Origin of the sequence: Arthrobacter sp. MA-N2, from assembly GCF_000517125.1 — a bacterium.
Classification (GTDB): domain Bacteria; phylum Actinomycetota; class Actinomycetes; order Actinomycetales; family Micrococcaceae; genus Arthrobacter; species Arthrobacter methylotrophus.
In genome coordinates, this window is sequence record NZ_KI912155.1 from 767,622 (window position 1) to 782,329 (window position 14,708).

11 protein-coding genes and 3 pseudogenes are annotated in these 14,708 nt (G+C 62.3%); 7 read left to right on the forward strand and 7 right to left on the reverse strand.

Features of this window, described 5'->3' with window-relative positions:
* Positions 1 to 199 precede the first annotated feature (199 nt).
* Both A3M3_RS0104020 and A3M3_RS0104025 read left to right on the forward strand, forming a co-directional pair.
* Positions 200 to 859 (forward strand): response regulator transcription factor, encoded by a 660-nt coding sequence (locus tag A3M3_RS0104020; protein ID WP_028265257.1) that lies wholly within the window; start codon positions 200 to 202, stop codon positions 857 to 859.
* Entirely contained in the window at positions 856 to 2,643 is a 1,788-nt protein-coding gene (locus tag A3M3_RS0104025) for a hypothetical protein (protein WP_028265258.1), read from the forward strand. The genes A3M3_RS0104020 and A3M3_RS0104025 overlap by 4 nt, the downstream gene beginning before the upstream one ends.
* 34 nt (positions 2,644 to 2,677) lie before the next feature.
* Here the strand turns inward: A3M3_RS0104025 and A3M3_RS28705 are convergent, their stop codons facing one another.
* The 4 genes from A3M3_RS28705 to A3M3_RS0104040 form a co-directional block, all read right to left on the reverse strand.
* Positions 2,678 to 2,815 (reverse strand): hypothetical protein, encoded by a 138-nt coding sequence (locus tag A3M3_RS28705; RefSeq protein WP_155854274.1) that lies wholly within the window; start codon positions 2,813 to 2,815, stop codon positions 2,678 to 2,680.
* Between the two features lie 97 nt (positions 2,816 to 2,912).
* Positions 2,913 to 4,376: a dihydrolipoamide acetyltransferase family protein gene (locus tag A3M3_RS0104030; protein ID WP_231497175.1), complete on the reverse strand. Its 1,464-nt coding sequence runs from the start codon at positions 4,374 to 4,376 to the stop codon at positions 2,913 to 2,915.
* Between the two features lie 2 nt (positions 4,377 to 4,378).
* Positions 4,379 to 5,506, reverse strand: a complete 1,128-nt coding sequence (locus tag A3M3_RS0104035) for an alpha-ketoacid dehydrogenase subunit beta (RefSeq protein WP_028265260.1) — start codon at positions 5,504 to 5,506, stop codon at positions 4,379 to 4,381.
* Positions 5,503 to 6,735 carry a thiamine pyrophosphate-dependent dehydrogenase E1 component subunit alpha gene (locus tag A3M3_RS0104040; RefSeq protein WP_028265261.1) on the reverse strand — a complete coding sequence of 411 codons (1,233 nt, stop codon included), beginning with the start codon at positions 6,733 to 6,735 and terminating at the stop codon, positions 5,503 to 5,505. The genes A3M3_RS0104035 and A3M3_RS0104040 overlap by 4 nt, the downstream gene beginning before the upstream one ends.
* A 171-nt stretch (positions 6,736 to 6,906) precedes the next feature.
* Between A3M3_RS0104040 and A3M3_RS0104045 the strand changes: the two genes are divergently transcribed.
* The gene (locus A3M3_RS0104045; RefSeq protein WP_028265262.1) at positions 6,907 to 7,371 is read left to right on the forward strand and encodes an Lrp/AsnC family transcriptional regulator; all 465 of its coding nucleotides are present in this window, start codon (positions 6,907 to 6,909) and stop codon (positions 7,369 to 7,371) included.
* Positions 7,372 to 7,521: 150 nt separating this feature from the next.
* Here the strand turns inward: A3M3_RS0104045 and A3M3_RS23705 are convergent.
* Positions 7,522 to 8,665 (reverse strand): annotated as a pseudogene (locus A3M3_RS23705) (IS3 family transposase).
* Between the two features lie 368 nt (positions 8,666 to 9,033).
* Here A3M3_RS23705 and A3M3_RS0104060 point away from each other — a divergent pair.
* From A3M3_RS0104060 to A3M3_RS23710, 3 genes and pseudogenes are all read left to right on the forward strand, one after another.
* Positions 9,034 to 10,488, forward strand: coding sequence for a polysaccharide biosynthesis tyrosine autokinase (locus A3M3_RS0104060; RefSeq protein WP_028265264.1), 1,455 nt, complete (start codon positions 9,034 to 9,036; stop codon positions 10,486 to 10,488).
* A 281-nt stretch (positions 10,489 to 10,769) separates the two neighbouring features.
* Complete coding sequence (locus A3M3_RS27215; RefSeq protein ID WP_155854275.1) at positions 10,770 to 10,934, forward strand: hypothetical protein; 165 nt, start codon at positions 10,770 to 10,772, stop codon at positions 10,932 to 10,934.
* A gap of 59 nt (positions 10,935 to 10,993) precedes the next feature.
* Positions 10,994 to 11,592, forward strand: a pseudogene (locus A3M3_RS23710) (transposase); the annotation flags it as partial.
* A gap of 45 nt (positions 11,593 to 11,637) precedes the next feature.
* Here the strand turns inward: A3M3_RS23710 and A3M3_RS0104080 are convergent.
* Positions 11,638 to 12,927 carry an ISL3 family transposase gene (locus A3M3_RS0104080; protein WP_028265267.1) on the reverse strand — a complete coding sequence of 430 codons (1,290 nt, stop codon included), beginning with the start codon at positions 12,925 to 12,927 and terminating at the stop codon, positions 11,638 to 11,640.
* A gap of 117 nt (positions 12,928 to 13,044) precedes the next feature.
* On the opposite strand from A3M3_RS0104080, the pseudogene A3M3_RS0104085 reads away from it, so the two are divergent.
* Positions 13,045 to 13,554 (forward strand): annotated as a pseudogene (locus tag A3M3_RS0104085) (ISL3 family transposase); the annotation flags it as partial.
* A gap of 120 nt (positions 13,555 to 13,674) precedes the next feature.
* Here A3M3_RS0104085 and A3M3_RS27220 read toward each other — a convergent pair.
* The gene (locus A3M3_RS27220; protein ID WP_081736677.1) at positions 13,675 to 14,697 is read right to left on the reverse strand and encodes a glycosyltransferase family 4 protein; all 1,023 of its coding nucleotides are present in this window, start codon (positions 14,695 to 14,697) and stop codon (positions 13,675 to 13,677) included.
* Between the last annotated feature and the right edge of the window lie 11 nt (positions 14,698 to 14,708).

The window sequence follows — 14,708 nt, forward strand, 5'->3', positions numbered from 1 at the left end:
CTACGTTGGATTAGGGGTATTGGCTGCCGCCACTATTCTCGTTGTCACGGTTGCTCTCCGCCACTGAAGCAGACGCCCGGGGCGTGCGGCGTCTCCGCCGCGCATTATAGCGCGAGTGTGCCGCCGTCGTATCCATCCGGAATCGTAACCAAGCGGCGCCGGCTGATGAATCAAGGGTCTGCTCGGATAGCCTTCGACTATGGGGGACACGGAGTGGGTTCGGCGGGTGCTGGTTGTTGAAGATCAACCATTCATGCGCGGGCTTGTCGCCGAGGCCTTAAGGAGCGCGGAATTCGAAGTGCGCGCTTGTGCGTCCTCGTCAGAGGCCATATCCATGTTCGCGGCTGTCGATCCTGATGTTCTGGTGACTGACATCGATTTGGGTTCCCGGCCCAACGGGGTCGAGCTGGCGCACGTCGCGAAGGCTCTCTCGCCGGGGTGCGCCATCGTCTTCCTTACCAACTATCCGTCGGAAACTCCCTTTTCCGAGTTACCGGCGGGATCAACCTTCGTCAACAAGGGGTCCCTTGACTCCGTGGACGGCCTCATCAGTGCAGTGAACTCGACCCTGGTAGAGCTTGCCGTCACGGTGGCTCCCCCTTTGGCGTCGGACGCGGCAAAGATCGGCGCTCTGACCCGCGTACAGCTGGATACCCTCCGCATGATCGCGGAGGGCTGGTCGAACGCTGAAATCGCCAAACAACGGGGAAGCAGCATCCGCTCCGTGGAGAAGGCTGTTTCGCGCACGTTCGAGGCCTTGGGCCTGAACCGAAGTCCGAGCGTCAATGCGCGGGTTGCCGCGGCAACGCTGTACGCGCGCACGTTTGGGTGGCCGGTTCCTGCCGATAGCGATACATGAGCGGCCGCTCCCCTGCGCACTGGGCCCGGGGTGTCGGCGGCAAGAATGCCCTGAGCCTCTGGTCGTGGCTTCTGACCGTGCCCTTGGCGCTGACGGTCATGAACATGTTCGATGGATCGAACGCGCTGGCTCAGACCGAATCGATCACGCTGGTTGGCGGAGGCTCCGGCATGGCGATCGTGCTATTCGTGCACGTCATGCTTGGTCTTTTGGGGATACTCCTCCGCCCTTTGATCACAGCACGGCCGAGCCTTAAAGGCCGAATGGCGACGGCGTTTGGCATCTTCGCATTATTGGGCGCCTCCCGCGCTCCCTTGGTGGTTTGGGCCGCGGAGGCCCTGAATATCGCAGACCTCAGCGAAGATCTCTGGGCCCGTATCCTCATCAACACCGTGATGGCCTTGGTCTTCCTCTCGGCGATCGCGATTCTGGCAGACTCCATCCGCGGCCACGCCGTGCTTGAACGCCGGCTCCGCGCCGCCCAGGCTGCGATCGAGGGGCAGCAAGGGTTCGATGAAAACCGGCTGCGCTCGATCCGTTCCCACTATGTCGCCGAACTTTCCAAGCGCCTTGACGCGGCCTTGGCTCCCTGGATGATGACAACTCTCGACAGATCCTCGGCCTCACTCCTGCTGCGGACGATCTCCGATGAGGTGGTCCGCCCGATGAGCCACGAACTCTTCCATGACCACACACCTTGGCCGCTTGAGACGGCCCCTCCGCGGCCGCCTTCCCGGGCAGAGCGCGCGCCGGGACTGGCGCATTTGATCCAAGCTGCGCCGATCGCATTGCCTGTCCTGCTCTTCGCATCACTCATTGCAGTGCGTCTGTTGACGGAATACGGGGTCCTCTTTCTGCTGGTTCAGTGGGTTGTGGGCGGAGGCATTCTGCTCGTCGGGAACGCCGTGGCTGCCCGGACGGTATGGAGGATCACCAGTCCCTTGTGGCGAATTTCCGCCATGACCCTCTGCTATGCGGGTACGGCTGCAGTTGGCGCCTCGGTGACCTGCCTACTTCAGGGCGCGTTCGGCTTTGCCCCGTTCTTCTACTGGTCCGCCATCTGGACCTATCCGTTGACTGCGCTCACTGTGGCGGTTATTCGAGCTGCTGAGAGTCAACGACGGCGGCATGAGGTCAGGCTGGCACACTCGCTGAATGAGCAACTCAAGCTTGCAGACCGCGCGCACCGAAAGCTGCTTCACACCCGCCGGAGGGTCGCTCGGATTCTGCACACCAACGTCCAGGGGAACCTGGTCTCAAGCGCCCTCGCTTTGGCTGTCCCTGGAGGGAACCACCCAGCAGAGGATCTTGCCCCGCAGCGCGTGAGTGACATCCTGACGCGTGCCATGGCTACTGCGCAGAGTGAAATCTTGGAGGAATCATCCGGGCAGGAGAGGCACGCCGCATCCAGTATCCGGGACCTGCTGAATACCTGGGGGCGCGTGCTGGAGCTTGAATGCGACATCGGCCCTGGAGTGTGGGCCCTATGCGACGAGGACCCCGCCAGGGCCGAGGCAGTCATCGAGGTATTCTCAGAAGGCTTCACCAACGCCATCCGCCACGGCGAACGGCGCCATGTCCGCGTCACAATGTCTGCCCAAGAGTCGCAGCAGGCACCAGCGGCTGCGGGCACCGGAGCCATTCACATTTCCATCAGCTCCCCTGGCCGGCTCCGGCGCCAGAACCGCCCCAGCCTCGGGATGACGACGCTTCAGGCCCTGTCCACGGAAGTAACGCTCGGCGAGCATGGCGACGATGTGGTCCTGCGGGTGTCGCTTCCATGAGCCCCGGGCTCTAAGGCATCCTTAGCCTGGCGGTTCAATGGGTGAGCGCGATGGTGGACACAGCCACGGCGACTACGAAGAGCGCACCGACCCCCACAAGAACGAACAGATCCTGACGTGTCCTCCGGTGCCGCTTGCGTCGCCAGCCCGAACGGTATCCCCCATTGTTCATGACGTTAGGCTAGGGCCGCCCCCAGAGACGCCTTAAGAGTGGTCGGTACTTGTTTTGGTGGATCTGATGTCGAGTTGATGCTCCGCGGAAGTCGGGCTTACAAATCCGCCAGCACCGTCCCGGGGTTCTCGATCGCGTCGGCGACATACCGGAGGAACCCGGCAGCGGTCTCGCCGTCACACACCCTGTGATCGAACGCGAGGGTCAGCTCCGTGACCTTGCGGACTGCGAGCTGGCCGTCCACCACCCAGGGCTTGTCGATGATGCGGCCCACGCCAAGCATGGCTACTTCGGGGTAGTTGATGATGGCTGCTGAGCCGTCGACGCCGAACACTCCGTAGTTGTTCAGCGTGAACGTTCCGCTGGCCAATTCAGTCGGGCTTGCCTTGCCGTCACGCGCGACGGCGGTGAGCCGGCGGATCTCCGCGTCGAGTTCGCGGGCGCTCATCAAGTGGGCGTTTCGGACCGAGGGAACCACCAGTCCGCGGTCGGTCTGAGCGGCGAAACCAAGGTTGATGCCGTCGAACGCGACGATCTCTTGCATCTCGCCACCTGCAGTGTCCTCAGTAGTGACGATTCGGGTATTCAACTCCGGGAATTTTTTTAGCCCAGCTGTGACAAAACGGGCGATGAAGGCGAGCAGCCCGGGGGTACCGTGCGCGTCCTTCTTTTTGAGTTCTGCGCGCATTTCGAGAAGGGCAGTTGCGTCAACGTCCACCCAGACGGTCGCCTCAGGGATCTCGGACCGGCTGCGGGTCATGTTCGCGGCAACTGCCTTGCGGACTCCACGGACGGGTGTCCGCGAGGCAACAGGCAAACCAGTCCGGGCGTCCCGCACCCCTGCCGAAGGCTCGACGTCGGCGGCTGCAGCGGCCGGAGCAGGCACCTCCGCAGGCGCGGTCTCGCGCACCGCACCACCGATGGCAGCTTCAACGTCTCGGCGGAGGACGAGTCCGCTCTCCCCCGAACCCGGCAATGCATCGAGCGAGACCCCATGGTCCCGGGCCATCTTCCGCACCAATGGGGAAATCACGGCGGAAAGCTTCCCGGGAATCCGGGTGCGGGACAACGCGAGTTCGGCAAAGTCAGGCGCCACGGCAACAGCAGACGGTACAGCAACAGAAGAACCCAAAGCTTTCCGCGGCCGGGTACGGCGAGCCTCGCCGCCTCCGGAGGTGCCGTAGCCAATGAGCACGTTCCCGGATCCGGCTTTCTCCTCGGTCCGGTAGGTCTCGGCGGCAATCGACGCGGCTGGCGCCTCGGTGACCTCTTCTTCGAGGGCCGCGGCCTTGGGCTCAGCCGGCACCGAAGCACCAACAGGAGCCACAGAGATCAGCGGCTTCCCGACGTCGAGCGTTTGGCCGGCTTCGCCGTGCAGCTCGGCGACAATGCCGGCGTACGGGGAGGGCACCTCCACCATGGATTTGGCGGTTTCGACCTCGGCGATCGGCTGGTCCACGCGGATTTCGTCGCCCACGGCCACGAGCCAGTTGACGAGTTCGGCCTCGGTGAGGCCCTCCCCCAGGTCCGGAAGCAGGAACACCTGCATATCTGCGCTCATGGTCAGTTCTCCCATTGAAGGTCGTCAACGGCGTCGAGGATGCGGTCGACGCTTGGCAAGTAGTAGTGCTCCAGCTTCGGAGCCGGGTAGGGGACGTCGAAGCCGGTCACGCGGCGGATGGGCGCGGCGAGGTAGTGGAAGCAGCGTTCCTGGACGCGGGCCACGATTTCGGACGAGACCGAGGCGAATCCGTGGGCTTCGGCGATGACCACGGCGCGGCCGGTCTTGCGCACGGAGGCGCAGACGGTTTCGTCGTCGAAGGGCACGATCGAGCGGACGTCGATCACTTCGAGGGAGCGGCCCTCTTCAGCGGCAGCAGCCGCCGCGGCGAGCGCCGTGGGGACTGACGGCCCGTAGGCGATGAGGGTCGCGTCAGTGCCGGGGCGCGCGACGGCGGCACGGCCTTCGCTGCTGGATCCCGCCGCAGCGTTCGCAGAGTGGTCGGCGCGTAGGGCACCGAGGTCTACCTGGTCTTTGGACCAGTAGAGCTTCTTGGGTTCCATGAACATGACCGGGTCATCGGAATCGATGGCTTCGCGGAGCATGCGGTAGCCGTCTGCCACGGTGGCCGGGGTGTAGACCTTCAGCCCGGCGGTGTGGGCGTAGTAGGACTCGGAGGAATCGCAGTGGTGTTCCACGCCGCCGATCCCGCCCGCGTACGGCACTCGGATGACCATGGGTAGCTTGACGGCGCCCTTGGTGCGGTTGTGCATCTTGGCAACGTGGCTGACGATCTGTTCGAAGGCGGGGTAGGCGAAGGCGTCGAATTGCATCTCGATCACGGGGCGCATTCCGTTCATGGCCATGCCCACGGCCATGCCGACGATTCCGGATTCGGCGAGGGGCGTGTCGAAGCAGCGCTGTTCTCCGAAGGTGGCCATGAGGCCGTCGGTGATCCGGAAGACGCCGCCCAGGCGGCCGACGTCTTCGCCGAACACCAGGACGGAGGGGTCGGCTTCCATGGCGTCGGCCATCGCTGTGTTGAGTGCTTTGGCCATGGTGATGGTTTGGGGACCGGAGGCTTCGGCTACTGCCGCTGCGCTGGCTGCGGCGCTGGCGGTGGCGGAGCTGACGTCGCCTGTGGCTGCGCGCTCGGTGGCCTCAGAGGATGTGGTGACGGCGGAGCTCATTTGCCTGCTTCCTTCTGGCTGGATGCCTCACGGGCGAGTTCATCGGCGAGCAGGGCGGACTGCTCCTTCAGTTGCGGGGTGGGGGTGGAGAAGACGTAGCGGAAGAGGTTCTGCGGGTCTACCGGAACGTCCTCCCCCAGGCCGGCGCGAAGCTGCGAAGCAACGGATTCGGCCTTTGCTGCTATCCGGGAGGAACCTTCGTCGTCGAGCAGTCCACGGCCGGTGAGGTATGACGTCATGCGGCTGATGGGGTCCTTGGCGGTCCATTCGGCCACTTCGCTGTCTTCGCGGTAGCGGGTGGCGTCGTCAGCGTTGGTGTGGGCCTGCATGCGGTAGGTGTGGGCTTCGATGAGGAGCGGGCCGGAACCTTCGCGGGCGAGCTTCACTGCCCGGTCAAGTACGGCGAGCAAAGCGACCAGGTCGTTGCCGTCCACGCGCTCACCGGCCATGCCGTAGCCCACAGCTTTGTGGGCCAGCGACGGCGCCACGGACTGGTGGCTCAAAGGCACCGAGATGGCGTACTTGTTGTTCTGCACGAAGAAAATCACGGGCAGGTGGAAGACGGCTGCAAAGTTGAGCGCTTCGTGGAAGTCTCCTTCGCTGGTGGCACCGTCTCCGCACATTGCCAACACCACGGTGTCTTCTCCGCGCAGTTTGGCGGCATGGGCAACGCCGACTGCGTGCAGCAGCTGGGTGGTCAGCGGAGTGCACTGGATGCCCACTTTGTGTTTGGTGGGGTCGTAGCCGCCATGCCAGTCGCCGCGGAAGATCGTCATGGTCTCTACCGGGTCTACGCCGCGGGACATGATTGCGACGGCGTCACGGTAGGTGGGGAAGAGCCAGTCGCCTTCGCTCAGGCACAGGGCGGCTGCTACCTGGCATGCCTCTTGGCCGTGGCTGGACGGGTAGACGGCCATGCGGCCCTGCCGTACGAGGGCGGAGTTCTGGTCGTTGACGCGGCGTCCGACCACGAGCTGTTCGTACGCTGCCATGAGTTCGGCGTCGCCGGGGATGGGATATTCGTGGCCGGGTTCGGTGCCTTGCTCTGTTTCGGGCTTGAGTGAGCCGGTGGGGTCAACCATCTGGATCTGGTGGCGGGCGGGCAGCATGTAGTCTTCCACGCTGATTCCGAACTTGCGCCGCACTTCGGAAGCCTGGTCATTCGTTGCGGTGTCGTCCGGCCGAGCGTCAGCCAGACCTTGGGCCTTATGGTCTGCGGAGATCGTCATTGGTCCGTCCTTCTGTATCCACTATTTGTCTTCAGTATGTTCCTTGGAGAAGTTTCGTATCCAGCTCTGGGCAGAATCTTGGAAAAGCTTGCAGAAAAGTTCTATTCTGGAAGACGAATTGCAAATGTGAGTTGGGTAACGGGCTCGCACTGTGGACGAATTGGAGATGCGATGGCCGAGGTCGAGGCGGATCAAGTGGAGGTTCCCTTGGACCAGGTGGACAGGGACATCATTGCCGAGCTGACGCGGGACGGCCGGATGTCGGTCACCCAGGTGGCGGAAAACGTCCACATCAGCCGGGCGCATGCCTACTCCAGAATCTCCCGGCTAACGGGCGAAGGCGTGCTCACCAAGTTCACGGCCTTGGTGGATCCCATCAAGGCCGGCTTGAAGTCATCGGCCTATGTGACGCTCAAGGTGCAGCAGCATTCCTGGCGCGAGCTACGGGAGGAACTTCGGCTCATTCCGGAGGTGCAGCACATCGCGTTGGTGGGCGGTGATTTCGACGTCATCCTGCTGGTACGCGCCACAGACAATATTCACCTGCGCAGGGTCATCTTCGACCGGCTGCAATCGATGCCGGGGGTGCAGGACACGCAGACGTTTCTGGTGTTCGAGGATCTGGATACGCGGTAGGGCGGGAGTCTGGCTCGACGTAGGTTTCAAGCTGCATCGAGCACTACCGAGACAGCGCCAGATAAACCACCACCGCTGTGACCAACAACAAGACGATCAACCCACCGATCTTGAACCGGGGACTGCCCCGGCTTTTGTTGACTCGGGGTCTTAGGCCGCTGTGAGCGCGGTCCGGTTGATTGTTTCATATTCGATGGGCGTGAGTTTTCCCAGCCGTCTTTGGCGTCGCCGGCGGTGGTAGGTTCTTTCGATCCAGGTCGTGACGGCCAGTCGGAGGTCCTTCCGGGTGAGCCACCGCTGACGGTCCAGGACGTTCTTTTGCAGCAGCGAGAAGAACGATTCCATCGCGGCGTTGTCCGCGCACGCGCCGACCCTGCCCATCGAGCCGGTGAGCCCGTGGTGCCGGAGGGATTCGACGAAGCGGCGGGACCGGAACTGGGAGCCGCGGTCCGAGTGCACCACGGTCCTTACCGGACGGCGAGTCCGGACTGCGTTCTCCAGCGCGGCGACGGCCAGCGAAGACTTCATCCGCGAGTCCATCGAGTACCCGACAATCCTGCGGGAATAGACATCCTTCACCGCGCAGAGGCAGAGCTTCCCCTCGGCGGTGGGGTGTTCGGTGATGTCTGTCAGCCACAGCTCGTTCGGCGCCGCAGCGGTGAAGTCACGTTCCACCAGGTCGTCGTGAACCGGCGGCCCGGGTCTGCGGTTCAGGCCACGTTTCCTGGAGAAGACCGACCAGATGCCGTGGTCCCGGCACAAGCGCTGGACCCTGTTCTCGCCCGCCGTGACGCCCTTCTCCGGGAGCTCGTCGGCGATGAAACGGCATCCGAATGCGGGATCGTCGACGTGGATGTCCAAGGCGGCGTTGACCAGGTGCGCATCCGCCCAGTCCGTTCCGTCACCGGGCTGGCTCTCCACCGGTAATAGCCTTGCTTGCTGAATCCCAACACCCTGCAGGTCACCGCCACGGGAACACCGTCGGCGGCAAGGTCCGTAACCAGCGGGTAGATCATTTTGGGTTGATGTCCCTGGCCAGGTAGGCGGCAGCCCGGCGCAGGATCTCATTCTCCTGCTCCAACAGGCGGTTCCGCTTCTTCAATTCCCGCATCTCGGCAGACTCCGCCGCCGCCGGGCCGGCCCCGGTTTCCTTGCGCTCGGCGATGGCGATCCAGCGTTTCAAGGTCGTGACCGATAGTCCGAAATCCTTCGCAATCTGCGCCAGCGGCGCCTCACCCTTGCAGGCCACATCAATAACATCCTGGCGGAACTCCGCCCCATAAGCCGTGGGCATGGTCAACATCCTTCCACGAGCACAAGCTCGCTAGGTCAAGGAGTCAACAAAACCGGGGGCAGTCCCCGTTTCCGAGTGGTCTTTCGGTAGGGGTTGATGTCCACGTACGGCAAAGCGTCCTCCAACTCAATAATCCATGTACTCGCCCAAGAAGTGTCTATCGGCAGCCCGGCAGGGCAGGTAATTGCGTCACCCCATGGGATTCCCGCGCGGACTCCTAGCGGTCGCTCGAGTTGGGGTTCGCGAGGGTCTTCGAGCAATCCGCGTGCCTGCTCACCGCTACGCGGCGGTTACCATTGTATTGACCATCGGCCTGTGGCAGCTAAATCCGCAGAAGCCATGACCGGAACCACATAGGGGGCCCACGCTTGGATCTACGCGACTATTTAGTCATTTTGCGCCGAAATTGGATCACGATCGTGGCAGCGACACTGGCCGGATTGCTCGTTGGGGCAAGCGTCGCAATATTGACCAAGCCCACCTACACTGCCGATACTCAGCTTTTTGTGGCGATTCAAGGTTCCGGGTCCATTCAAGAGCTCCAGCAAGGCAACACGTTTAGCCAAGCCCGCATCCAGTCCTATGTCAAGACAGTTTCCACCCCAGTAGTCCTCCAACCAGCCATCGATAGTCTGGGCTTGAATACGACGCCGGAGCGACTGCAATCGCAGGTCAGAGCCACAGCCGATCCAAACACGGTCTTAATCAATATTTCCGTGGTGGACGATTCCCCGTCGCAGGCTGCAGCCATTGCTCAAGCTGTCGCCGCGAGCCTCATAACGGCAGTGGCAAAGCTGGAACGTCCGACATCGACCGCCCCGTCAGTGGTGAGCCTCTCAATTATCAGGCCTGCGACGGCGCCGTCAGTACCATCCGCGCCCAATACACGAACGACTATGCTCATGGGACTCGTCATCGGACTGATTCTCGGTATCGGAATTGCATTTGTTAGGTCTACGCTCGACAACAAGGTTCGCGGCGAGACGGAACTTCGCCGGATAACGGATGTGGCGATTCTCGGCGGTATCGCTCACGAACCCGATGCAGGGAAAAACCCGCTGCTCACCCAGGTACACCATCAAAGCCCGCGCGCCGAATCGTTCAGGCAACTCCGAACGAATCTTCAGTTCGCAAACGTCTCAAGCGGAGCCAAGACACTGACGGTTACGTCGTCCCTTCCCGGCGAAGGCAAGAGCACAACCGCGGCAAACCTGGCTATAGCGCTGGCTGAAACGGGGCATAAGGTATGTTTGGTTGACGCTGATCTGCGACGGCCGATGCTTGACGCATACCTGGGACTGGACCGCAACGCTGGCTTGACAACTGCGCTAGTCGGACAGGCCGATGTGCAAGACCTGCTGCAGCCATGGGGGGATTCCGGGCTCGCAGTGCTGACCTCGGGTCAAATTCCGCCGAACCCCAGCGAACTACTTGGGTCTCGAAATATGGAGGGCCTGATCCAACGACTTGAAGCCATATTTGACTACATTGTGATTGACGCACCGCCGCTTCTCCCAGTCACCGACGCAGCCGTGCTCGCCCAACACACAGGCGGAGTGTTAATGGTTGTGGCTTCACAAGCAGTAAAGGAACAGGACCTTCTCCGGGCGTTGACCACGCTGAAAATGGTGGGAGCGGATGTCCTCGGGATCGTGCTCAACAAATTGCCAGTCAACGGCCCCGATGCCTATGGGTATCGCTACTACAGTCACGAATCGGCCGAATCTGCCAACCGCGATGAATCGCCGGGCCGACGCGCTAGGGGCAGGGCTCTCAACCGAGGATCAAACTCCAAGAGAATGCCATCTTCATCGAAGTCATGAGGATATACAGCAGGTACTAACTTGGGGAATGCCGAGAGCTGTTTCCGCGTGTCTGGTCCCATACCGGGGCGCCCGGATCCGGGATGGTCACGAGTCCATGCCCGGTTGCTGGACTTCGTCCCGGGTCGGTCCGCGAAGGTCTACGGCGACTGGCTCAAAGACGGCGGTTAGGAATTCACCGCTAGCATCCAAACCGCGGCGCTGGATCTGTTCCGCGGCTACGTGAACGCGATCCGCGACGAACTGCCCGAAGCGTCACCGTGCCGGATGCCTTCCATGTCGTGAAGCTCGGATCAGCCATGGTCGATGAGGGCCGCCGCCATGTCCAGCAGGACACCCTGAGCCAGCGGGGCAGCAAGGGCGACCCGATCTACGGGATCCGCCGGACCCTGCAGAGCTGCGCCGAACACCTCACCGATAAACAAGCTCTTGGTCGTCGGTGGTGAATTGAGTTCGTGTCGTTGAAGACAAGGGGCCCGTGGCCCTGCTGGGATGGGTGTGTCTACGATTGCGCGACATCCTCGTCGCGGGCCCGGTCGAAGTGGTCTGGGCCAAGCGGTGATTCTTCTGCGATGAGTATCTGTGCCCGCGGCGGACATTCACCGAGGAGACCGCCCAGGTGCCGCGCCGCGCCCGGTCCACCGGCACCGGCTTCGCGATGCCCTCGTGTCCGCCGTCATCGGATCAGGAAGGGCCGCCGCGGAGACCGCCTCCTCGTTCGGTGTCTCATGGTGGCTCGTGCAGCGGGCTTTGGATTCCGCGGCGCTGACACTGCCTGATGTCAACGCCCTGGCACCGCGGATGCTCGGCATCGACGAACACCGCTACCGGTCCGTGCGGTTCTTCCGCGACCCGGCCACCAAGGCCTGGAAACGGTACGAACCATGGATGACGACCATCGTTGATCTGGACACCGGACAAGTCTTGGGGATCGTGGAGGGCCGTGACAGCGAAGGCGTCGGAGACTGGCTGTTCGCCTGGCCGCTGCATTAGCGGCTGGGCGTGCAGGTCGTCGCGATCGACCCCTCGGCGGCGTTCCGCAAGGCACTGCGGATGTGGCTGCCGCGCACCGCGGTCTCGGTCGACGCGTTCCACCTGGCCAAGCCGGCTCTTCACGGTTCGTGGTGATTGTTCTGCCGTGATGGATGTTCATGCCGCTGTTTTGGCGGCACTGCGCAACAGGATACGCGTTTTGTAGTTGCGTGCGTTGGTGAATCCCCGGCCTGTCCGTTTGATGTGTTTGATGGCTGTGTTGTTGGCTTCTACTTTCGCGGTGGTCGCACCGGTGACAATGAGGACTTCGATTTCTTTCCACCACCGGCAGATCGTGCGCCAGAGCCGGTTCGTTTCCGGCTGCGCGGCTCGTTCGACCAGTTCCTTCAGGTGGTCTTTCGCCGCGGCCGCGTCGGCAAGAGACCCGGTGGCGAGCAGCGTCCGGAGCTGTTCTTTGACCAACCACGCAGTCTGCAGCTTCCCGGTGGCGTCGTCGGTGGCGAACACGGTGCTGAGTCTTTTCCGTGCCCGGTCCGAGAGCGTGTCGGCGCCGCGCAAGAGCAGCCGTCGGTTGGCCCAGACCGGATCGATGGAGCGTCCCCGCCGGCCGTGGACCTGGTGGGTGAGTCGTTGCCGGACTTCGGTGAGCATGTCGTTGCCGAGCTTGACCAAATGGAACGCGTCGACCGAGATTGCTGTGCGCGGGAGCCACATCCGCAGTGCCTTGCGGAAAGCCGCTGACGGGTCGATCGCGACGACCTGCACCCCCAGACGCCACTGCAGCGGCCGGGCGAACAGCCAGTCCCCGACGCCCTCACTGTCACGCCCGTCCACGATCCCGAGCACTTGTCCGCTGTCCAGATCGACAATAGTCGTCATCCAGGGTTCGTACCGTTTCCAGGCGTTCGTTTCGGGATCCCGGAAGAACCGCACGGACCGGTAGCGGTGTTCATCGATGCCGAGCATCCGTGGCGCCAGGCCGTCGACATCGGGCAGTGTCAGCGCCGCGGAATCCAGGGCCCGCTGGACCAGCCACCATGAGACGCCGAACGATGCGGCCGCTTCCGCGGCGGCCCTTCCGGATCCAATGACGGCGGACACGAGGGCATCGCGAAGCCGGCGGGTGGACCGGGCGCGGCGCGGCACCTGGGCAGTCTCCTCCGCGAACGTCCGCCGCGGGCACAGATACTCATCGCAGAAGAATCTCCGCTTGGACCAGATCACTTCGACCGGGCCGGCCACAGGGATGTCACGCAGGCGTTGGGGCCGGCGTGAATGCACGCGGGTACTGATGACGCCACAGCACGGGCACCCGGCCTCGGCCGTGGCTTCGACGCGGACCCGCCGCTGCCCGAAAGCGAGGACCTCAGTATCGGTGACGCGGTAGTCGGGCAGATTGAACAGGGCGGTGGCAGCATCGGGGCGCGGGGAAGTAGGCTCGATCAAGGCTCGTAGCTCCTGACTCTTGATGAATGCGTAGAGAACATCCATCACAGCAGGGCTACGAGCCCTTCAGCTCTCAAGACACGGAATCCGTTTCACCACGAACCACGGAGAGCCGCCAAGCCCGGCAACGACATGCTCACCGAAGTCCGGGAACGGCTCACCCAGCAGGTCCACGGCCGGCGGGGACGTTCCATCGACCCGGTCTGGGCCAACCGGCGGCTGTTCCTGCGCGGCGGCGATACACTCTCGGACCGGGCCCGGAACAGGCTCAGCACCGTGTTCGCTACCGACGACGCCACCGGGAAGCTGCAGGCTGCCTGGTTGGTCAAAGAACAGCTCCGGGCGCTGCTCGCCACCGGGTCTCTTGCCGACGCGGCCGCGGCGAGAGACCGCCTGCAAGGACTGGTCGAACGAGCCGCGCAGCCCGAAACCAACCGGCTCTGGCGCACGATATGCCGGTGGTGGAAGGAGATCGAAGTGCTGATCGTCACCGGTGCGGCAACGGCGAAAGTAGAAGCCAACAACACCGCGATAAAGCACATAGAGAGGACTGGCCGGGGATTCACCAACGCACGCAACTACAAAACGCGTATCCTGTTGCGCAGTGCCGCCAGAACAGCGCCATGAACATCCATCGCGGCAGAACATTCACCACGAATAGTGAAGAGCCTCGAACAAACCAACCATGCCTAATGCGAAGAGTCGGTAAAATGAGCCAAGTCAGGCCCGGAAACCTTTGGGAGACATCTAACCCTTCAAAGCAGTGGAGATGACTTCCAGATATCCATCGATCATGGAACGCTCAGAGAAGCCTCTGAGATGAACTGCTCGCGCAGAACGAAAACGATCGGTGGCCCAAGACTTGGAGTGCCACGCAGCTGCAATCGCATCAGCCAACTGATCGGCGGCGCGCTGCGGGACAACCTTTCCGCACTCGCCTACGGCCTCAGGCAGGCCCCCATCGTCACTCGCAACTACAAAACATCCACTGGCGATTCCCTCTAGTGCAACGATACCGAAAGACTCACGGCAGTGAGAGGGCACCGCCAGGACTTCCGTTTCGCGAAGCTTGGCTCCAATCTCCTCAGCAGTTAACGCCCCGGTGAACAACACACTGCCTTGAAGGCCATAGGATTCCACCGCCTCCGCCAAGGCGACTCTTTCCTGACCATCTCCGACGATTGAACATTGGAATTCGTGACCTCTGTTTCTAAGCTGCGCGAGGGCATCGATCAACACCGCGCATCCCTTTCCGGACACCAGCCTCCCTACAAAAGCAATAGAATTACGAGAACGCTCTTCAGTGCCATTGGAATGGAACGCCTCCGAATTATAGGAGTTGTAAACCAATGTACTCTCGAATGGTAAAGAATCTCGAACCGCACGACTGACTGTTATCGACCTGCAGAACCCTATGATTCGACGCTTAATTATTTCCCGAATACCAATGCGGCCGCTTCCGTCGACTAACCAATTATGCACGGCGAAGACTAGCGGCCTGCGCACAAATAGGGCGGGCCAGAGAAATCTAAGGCAGATATTATTATGAAATACCACGTCGGCCTCGACATATGACCGCCAGGTGCGCAACAACCCTGGACGACGGGTTACCTGGTACTTGCTAAAGGGGTTAGGATCGCCGTCCGAATGGGTCATAACTTCAACTTGCATGCCCGCGGCCACGAAGCCCTCTGCAAGGGCGAGTGAAATAGTCTCAATTCCGCCATAATCGGGGGAAAACCGGTTCGATACCAACAAAACTCTACTCACCAATACATCCT